The 6,809-nt window shown below is 70.6% G+C and carries 8 protein-coding genes; 5 read left to right on the forward strand and 3 right to left on the reverse strand.

The genetic code is table 11. From position 1 onward, the window contains the following. The first annotated feature begins 11 nt into the window (after positions 1-11). From ACFWZ2_RS12790 to ACFWZ2_RS12800, 3 genes are all read left to right on the forward strand, one after another. Positions 12-1,160, forward strand: coding sequence for a serine hydrolase domain-containing protein (locus ACFWZ2_RS12790; protein WP_384545091.1), 1,149 nt, complete (start codon positions 12-14; stop codon positions 1,158-1,160). A gap of 49 nt (positions 1,161-1,209) precedes the next feature. Then, positions 1,210-1,641: a hypothetical protein gene (locus ACFWZ2_RS12795; protein ID WP_384545092.1), complete on the forward strand. Its 432-nt coding sequence runs from the start codon at positions 1,210-1,212 to the stop codon at positions 1,639-1,641. 88 nt (positions 1,642-1,729) lie between these two features. Further along, entirely contained in the window at positions 1,730-3,061 is a 1,332-nt protein-coding gene (locus ACFWZ2_RS12800) for a lanthionine synthetase LanC family protein (RefSeq protein ID WP_384545093.1), read from the forward strand. On the opposite strand, the gene ACFWZ2_RS12805 is transcribed toward ACFWZ2_RS12800, so the two are convergent. Then, positions 2,944-3,480: a hypothetical protein gene (locus ACFWZ2_RS12805; protein ID WP_384545094.1), complete on the reverse strand. Its 537-nt coding sequence runs from the start codon at positions 3,478-3,480 to the stop codon at positions 2,944-2,946. The two genes, ACFWZ2_RS12800 and ACFWZ2_RS12805, sit on opposite strands and share 118 nt — an antisense overlap. A 47-nt stretch (positions 3,481-3,527) precedes the next feature. Continuing rightward, positions 3,528-4,397, reverse strand: a complete 870-nt coding sequence (locus ACFWZ2_RS12810) for an endonuclease/exonuclease/phosphatase family protein (RefSeq protein ID WP_384545245.1) — start codon at positions 4,395-4,397, stop codon at positions 3,528-3,530. A 266-nt stretch (positions 4,398-4,663) separates the two neighbouring features. On the opposite strand from ACFWZ2_RS12810, the gene ACFWZ2_RS12815 reads away from it, so the two are divergent. Beyond that, on the forward strand, positions 4,664-5,755 hold the full coding sequence (locus ACFWZ2_RS12815) for a serine hydrolase domain-containing protein (RefSeq protein ID WP_384545095.1): 1,092 nt from the start codon (positions 4,664-4,666) through the stop codon (positions 5,753-5,755). Between the two features lie 38 nt (positions 5,756-5,793). Here ACFWZ2_RS12815 and ACFWZ2_RS12820 read toward each other — a convergent pair whose 3' ends face one another. Then, positions 5,794-6,318 carry a TetR family transcriptional regulator gene (locus ACFWZ2_RS12820; protein ID WP_384545096.1) on the reverse strand — a complete coding sequence of 175 codons (525 nt, stop codon included), beginning with the start codon at positions 6,316-6,318 and terminating at the stop codon, positions 5,794-5,796. 24 nt (positions 6,319-6,342) lie between these two features. Between ACFWZ2_RS12820 and ACFWZ2_RS12825 the strand changes: the two genes are divergently transcribed. After that, positions 6,343-6,768 carry an SRPBCC family protein gene (locus tag ACFWZ2_RS12825; protein WP_384545097.1) on the forward strand — a complete coding sequence of 142 codons (426 nt, stop codon included), beginning with the start codon at positions 6,343-6,345 and terminating at the stop codon, positions 6,766-6,768. Positions 6,769-6,809: the final 41 nt, after the last annotated feature.

The following is a 6,809-nucleotide window of genomic DNA, read 5'->3' on the forward strand; positions in this document are numbered from 1 at the left end:
GAGGAACGACCATGAACGAGTCCCTCCACACCACCGACGACGCCGCCACTGTCGGACCGGAACGCCCGGAACTGCAGCAGGCCCTCCAGGAGATCGTCGACTCCGGATTCGCCGGACTGCAGGTGCGCGTGCACGACGAGCGGGGCCAGTGGACCGGCAGCGCCGGGGTACGCAAGCTGGGCGAGACCGCCAAGCCGCCGACCGACGGGCACTTCAGGATCGGCAGCATCACCAAGACCTTCACCGCGGCGCTGGTGCTGCGACTGGTGGCCGAGGGCAAGTTCGGCCTCGACGACGCGGCGGCCGAGCACCTGCCCGAGTACGGCCTCGACCCGCGGATCACCGTGCGGATGCTGCTCCAGCACACCAGCGGCTTGTTCAACTTCACCGGCGAGGTCTACGAGGACGGGACCATCGTGTCCGGTGTGGTTCCCGGGGTGGGCAAGGAGTGGATGGACAACCAGTTCCGCACCTACCGCCCCGAGGATCTGGTACGGCAGGCGTTGGCCAGGCCCGCGCGGTTCGAGCCGGGCGCTGACTGGAGCTACTCCAACACCAACTACGTATTGGCCAGGCTGCTCATCGAGAACGTCACCGGCCGCTCCTACGACGAGGAGATGCGGCGGCTGATCCTGGATCCGCTCGGACTGACCGGCACCGTGACGCCGGGCACCTCGCCGGAGATCCCCGAGCCGCACGCCCACGGCTACTACGGGTACGACGACGCCGGGGAGTGGAAAGTGGCCGACACCACGCTGTTCAACCCCTCCTGGGCGTCCACCGGCGGAGACATGATCTCGACCAGCAAGGACCTCCACACGTTCTTCTCCGCGCTGATGAGCGGCAAGCTCCTGCCGGCCCCACTGCTGGCCGAGATGCGCACACCGCACCCCAAGGTGGGCTACGGCCTGGGGGTGTTCGTGGAGAAGACGGCGGGCGGCGGCACCATCTACCAGCACAACGGCGGCTTCTGGGGCTGGGCGGCGCTGATGTACAGCACGCCCGACGGCAGCAAGACCCTGACCGGCTCACTGACCTGCGGGGACGCCGAACTCGACTGGACCGCCATGGGCGAGGCGTTCGAGAAGGTGAAGCAGCGGCTCGTCACGCAGGTGTTCGGCGACGGGCCGGACGAGCAGGCCGGGCCGCCGACGGCCTGAGGGCATGACGGCCTGAGGGCATGACGGACTGAGCGCATAGGGTGTCGGGATGTCGCTGAGTCACATAGCCCTCTCATCCGGCCGTTCGATCGAGCTCACCGAGCTGCGGATGTCTTCGACGTACGGCGGGATGCTGGAGGGCTACCCGTGCAAGCCCATCAACGACATGAAGGTCACCGGTCTCCGGCGGAAGGCGGAGCAGGAGTTCCCCTCCCTGCCGGTCCATCTCGTTCCGCCCTCCCGCGAATACCCGGACCAGACCCCCGGCGCCTTCGGCCCTGTCGAGGTGCTGCCTCCCGTGGCCTGCACCGGCCTCTTCCGCTCGACCGCGGTCGCCCCTGAACTCGACCCGGTGCTGCACCGTTCCGCCCTCGTCGTGGTCTGGTTCCAGCCCGTCGCGGATGTCCCGTCGGGCGAGGACGCCGACCCTGCGCTGCGCAGCATTCGCTGGGACGAGCTGTCCCAGGACGACGAGCTCTAGCCCCGTACTTCGCGGGTCGTTGATGCGTTTGGTGTGACCGGTTCGGTGGCGTCCTGGGCCGGTGGTCCGGCGGTTGTAGCGTGGCTTGGTGAGAAGCGACGTATATCGGGATGTGGGCGAGGCCGCGTGGTCGTGGGTGCTGGACCACGTGCGCGAGGACGCGGGCCCGTGGCTGGTGCAGGCCGTGGTGGAGAGCGGTCCTGAGGCCACGTCACCTGCCAAGGACCGCGACTCGCTGTACGCGGGGATCGCCGGCCTGGCCCCGGTGCTGGCCGAGATCGCGCAGTACCGGGAGCTGGGCGTGCGGGAAACGGCGCTGGCGACCGGCATCGTGACCAGACTGTCGGCACAGGCCGGGCAGCGAACGGAACCCTCGCTGTACGACGGCCTCGCGGGCGACGCGACGGCGCTCGGACTGCTCGCCCCGGGCGAGGAAGTGGTGGCGCTGCGGCGGCTGGCCGCCCTGGCGACCGGCGACGGATGGAAGACCACGCTCGACTTCGTCCCGGGCTCCGACGCGCCCCTCACCGACGTCGTCATGGGCACCGCGGGCGTGGTGATGACGGCGGTCTGGGCGAAGAGCGAGTTCACCGACGCGATCGCGACGACGGGAGGCGAGGCCCTGCTGCGGGCGGCGGACCGCACGGAGGCGGGCCTCGACTGGGGTATGACACCGGGGGCGGCGTCGAGGGCGCCGAACTACTCGCACGGAACCGCTGGGATCGCGGCCGCTTTGGCGGTCGCGGGCGCCGCCCTGGACCGCGAGGACTTCGTCGAGGCGGCGGTCGCGGGCGCCCGGCACGTCCTCTCGGTGGGGTCGTTGAAGGATGCGGGCTTCGTCGTCCCGCACACGATCCCGCCGTCGCGCCGGGAGGTGGAACCGGTGACGTACACGTGGTGCCACGGCCCGGCGGGCACCTCGCACCTGTTCACCGCGCTGGCGCACGCAGGGGTCACCGAGGTGGCTGGCCACGACGTCGACGAACTGCGGCACCGCTGCATGACCTCGATCCTCACCTCGGGTGTGCCGGAACGCCTCCGTCCCGGCTTCTGGGACAACGACGGCCGCTGCTGCGGAACGGCGGGCGTCGGAGACGTCCTGCTGGACGCGGCCCAGGACTGCCGGGTGCCGGAGAGGAGACAGACCCTGCTGCGGGCCGCGCACAGGATGGGTGACGCGTTGGTCGACCGGGTCATCAGGGATGACGCGGGCGCCCGTTGGCGCTTTCTGGAACACCGCGAGGACCCGCCGCTGCTGCCGCCCGGCACGGCGTGGATGCAGGGCGCGGCAGGCATCGCGGCCTACCTTCTGCGCCTCGCCCGATACGGCGAGACCGGCCCCGACGCCCCGGTCGTCGACCGCCCGGACCAGTGGTGGGCCGTGCCGGCACACCTGCGCACTACACGCACGGGTGCATGAGCGACCAAGTCGCGCTCACCGGCCATGGCCCGCAGGTCCTTCATCGCGCCGACGGCCTGGCTGACCTCGGCCGCACCACCGCCGAAGACCCGGGCGTGGAGCGGGATGCTGCCGTCGGCCGACACCGCGAGCCCGGCCTGGACCTGCTTGAGGTCAAAGCGCCGGTCCTTGGGATGCCCGTGGCCGATGACGGGGAAGTCCTCGTCCTGGCCCTCAGCCGGGAAGGCCCCGTGCGCGGACACGCTGGTCATGTCCCAGTGCATCCGGGCCACGTCGATCCCGAACTCACCGCTCGCCCGCGCCTCCTCCACCGCCCAGCACCTGGCCCAGTCCTCCACCCGCACCAGCGGCGCCGGCGAGGTCAGCCGGTTGGCCACCAACGCCACACCCCCCGCCCAGGACACCACCGAACCGGTCACACCAAACGAATCGACGACCCGCGAAGTACGGGTCTGGCGGCGGTCCCCTAGGCCGGGTTGAGATCGGCGCGGTGCAGGTCGTGGTCCGAGTAGGGCGTGAGATGTACGTCGTGCTCGCGTGGGGTGATGCCGCGCAGGAAGATGTAGTCGAACTTGCTGAACCAATCGGTGGTCGGCTTGCAGGTTCCGCCGGTCAGGGGGCGGCATCCGGGGTCCGCGTCCGTGGCGAGGGCCCAGATCCTGCTGAGTTCGGGGGCTTCCGGCACGGCGTTGAAGTCGCCGAGAACGATGGCGCGGTCGTGCCGGGCGACTGCCGCGGCCAGTACGCGGGTCTGCTTCGATCGGACGGCTTCCTGGCTCCGTTGGGCGAGATGCGTGTTGAAGACCCGGACGGGCTGGCCGCCCACGGTGGTGGTGACGGCCATGTATCCGCGGTCCTCGGATCCGCCGTCGGGGTATTCGACGTTCACGCGATGCGTCATCGGAGCCGCTGACAGAATCGCCTGGCCGAAGGCCCCCGGGCTCCACGGCCAGCCCCCGCAGCGGCTCCGGTTGCGAAGAACCGAGCCGTACTCGACGTGGTAGACGAGCCCGTACAAGTGCTCCAGATGATCCCGGATCATTTCGACGTCACGCACGCAGGCTTCTTGCAGGCCGATGATCTGGGGCGCGTATGTGGCGATCTCCGCCGCCCGGCCGACGTTCTGCCCGCTCTTGTTGCAGGGGTTGCAGATGTTCCACGTCATGACCCGGTTCGGTACGACGGCTTCGGGGGCGTCGGCGGGCAGTGGCCTTGCGATGAGGTCGGCGTTCGGCGCGCTGGGGCCGACGAGCGCCACGCAGGCCATGATCAGGGCGGCCGCGAGCATCCGCGCACCTGTTCCGGTCACCGTCGCCTCCTCGAAGTAGAGGCACATCGCATCACATGTCGTCACCACGCACCCAGGGGGACTGTCCACGGGGTAGCCGGTTCCGGCGAGCCGAGCCCCGCTTGATCAGAGATTACGTAATGACGTAATCTCTGATCGCGGCTGGTGAGTTGGCTCTCCAGAAGCGGACCCCTGCGCCCGACCAGCAGGCGTCCCGACCGGCAGTCCGGGCTGAACGGGCCCCAGGACGACGGATTCTGAGCGCTCGACGGACAACCGGCCCCAACGAGAAGCGACCAACGGGGGAGTAACCCATGGACCGGAGAACGTTCCTTGCTGTGGCGACGGCGGCTGCGGGTGCCGGTGTGGCACTGGTGCCCGGCAACGCCGCCGCGGCCGACGGATTGCCCGCGCTGGTGCAGCGGTACCTGGACCGGGCCCTTGCCGCAGGCAGCCCGAGCGTGATCTGCGGCGTGATCCGCGGTCGGCACACCTACGTCAAGGGCGCGGCCGCGGCTTCCCCGGTGCCCGACGGCCGGACGGTGTTTCAACTCGGCTCCATCACCAAGACCTTGACCGCCACGGCTCTCGCCCGCGCCGTGCGCGAGGGCAGGACCCGGCTGGACGCGCCACTCGTGCTGCCCGCCCGGTTTCGCGTGCCGCGCAAGGGGCCTCGGCGGATCACCCTCGCCGACCTGGCGACCCACACCTCCGGCCTGCCCTCCCTGCCGCCGAACCTGCTCGCCGGAGCGGATCCGTACGACCCGTACGCCCACTACACGTTGGACGACCTGGCCGCCGGGCTGCGCAAGACGACGCTGAGCACCGAGCCGGGCAAGGTGCACGCGTACTCGAACCTCGGGTTCGGCCTGCTCGGCCAGGCGCTGGCCTTCGACGACGTCGACGCGATGCTGCGGCGCCAAGTGGCCGCACCGCTCGGCCTGGTGGACACGACGACGACCCTGCGGCCCGACATGGCGTCCCGCAAGGCCGTCGGGCATCTTGAAGGCGAGCCCGTGCCCGACTGGCGCGACCACGTTCTCAGCGCGGCGGGCACCTCGATGTACAGCACCGCCGATGACATGGTGCGCTTCCTGAACGCCCAGCTGCGGCCCGGGCGTTCGCCGCTGCGGGACGCGATCGAACTGACTCAGCGGCCACGGTTCACCGTGGACCGCACGCTGCGGCTCGGGCTCGGCTGGCACCTGAGCTCGCTGCCCGGTGGCCGGACCATGACCTGGCACAACGGCGGCACCGGCGGATTCAGTACCTGCGCGGCGTTCATCCGGGAGAGCGCCACCGCCGTGGTGATGATGGTGAACACCTTCAGCGAGGAGACCGGGACCGCCGCGCGCCCGGTAGACGCCCTCACCATGAGCCTGCTCGGCGAGCTCGACAAGTCCTGAACCGTCCCGGCCGCGCGAACTCCCCTTGCTCGTCGCCCCTATGGGCCCGGCGGCCACACCAAGTCGACGAACTCCCGCACGGACGCGTCGACACCTTCCCGGTCGCCGGTGGCGAGCAGGTCGAGCAGGGCCCCGCGGATGAACGCGAGCGCCATCCGCGCCCGGGCCGGGGGCAGTCCGGCGAAGAGGGACTCGTCCGCGAGCCACGACGACACGATGCCGTCCAGCACCGGCGCCACCGACTCCTGTCCGGCGAGCCCGGCCCCGTACAGCTCGAAGAACAGCCGCTCGTACGGGGCCAGGGCCGGGTCGGACAGCAGCCGCCAGAACTCGATCGCCATGTCGCGGGGCGTACGCGACCGCAGTGCGGCCAGCGCCGCACGCTGACGCTCCTCCACCGCGCGTACGACGGCGACGAGCAGCGCGTCCCGCGTGCCGAAGTGGTAGATCAGCATGCGGTGACTCGTCCCCGCGCCGGCCGCGATCTGCCGCAGGCTGCGATCGCCCACCCCGGCCTCGGCGAGATAGGTGATGACGCGGTCGAGAAGGTCTGTCCTTGGCATGTACCAGATGGTACGTTCGGCCGCATGAGGCATGCCGTGACCATGGCGATCGACGCGCCGGCCGACCAGGTGTGGCGCACGGTCCGGGACGTCGAGCGCTGGCCGGACTGGACGCCGACCGTGACCGGGGTCCGCCTCCACGGCGGCGGTGACATCGAGCAGGGCAGCGTAGTGACGGTCCATCAGCCGAAGCAGCCGGTCCGCGAGTGGACCGTCACCGAGCTGGTCGACGGCACGTCGTTCACCTGGGTCAGCAGGAGCCCGGGACTGCGCCTCGCCGCGGGGCACGTGGTGAGAAGCGCGGGCGGTCCGACCACGGTGGAGCTGACGTTCAGCGTCGCGGGGCCGCTCGCCCCCGTGGCAAAACTGCTGGCGGGCAAGGCGATCCGGCTGGCGGTCGACACCGAGGCGGCGTCGCTCAAGAAGTGGTGTGAAAACACGTCGAGTTGATCGCGGGCGGGGTCACCCGGCGCCACGCGCACCCGGGAATC

It is taken from the genome of Streptomyces sp. NPDC059002 (genome assembly GCF_042740435.1).
In the GTDB taxonomy this organism is placed as follows: Bacteria; Actinomycetota; Actinomycetes; order Streptomycetales; family Streptomycetaceae; genus Streptomyces.

Excerpts from the sequence above, each read along its gene's own strand:
- ACFWZ2_RS12790 (WP_384545091.1), top strand. The coding sequence starts at position 12 with ATGAACGAGTCCCTCCACACCACCGACGACGCCGCCACTGTCGGACCG.
- ACFWZ2_RS12795 (WP_384545092.1), top strand. The coding sequence starts at position 1,210 with ATGTCGCTGAGTCACATAGCCCTCTCATCCGGCCGTTCGATCGAGCTC.
- ACFWZ2_RS12810 (WP_384545245.1), bottom strand. The coding sequence starts at position 4,397 with ATGTGCCTCTACTTCGAGGAGGCGACGGTGACCGGAACAGGTGCGCGG.
- ACFWZ2_RS12815 (WP_384545095.1), top strand. The coding sequence starts at position 4,664 with ATGGACCGGAGAACGTTCCTTGCTGTGGCGACGGCGGCTGCGGGTGCC.
- ACFWZ2_RS12820 (WP_384545096.1), bottom strand. The coding sequence starts at position 6,318 with ATGCCAAGGACAGACCTTCTCGACCGCGTCATCACCTATCTCGCCGAG.
- ACFWZ2_RS12825 (WP_384545097.1), top strand. The coding sequence starts at position 6,343 with ATGAGGCATGCCGTGACCATGGCGATCGACGCGCCGGCCGACCAGGTG.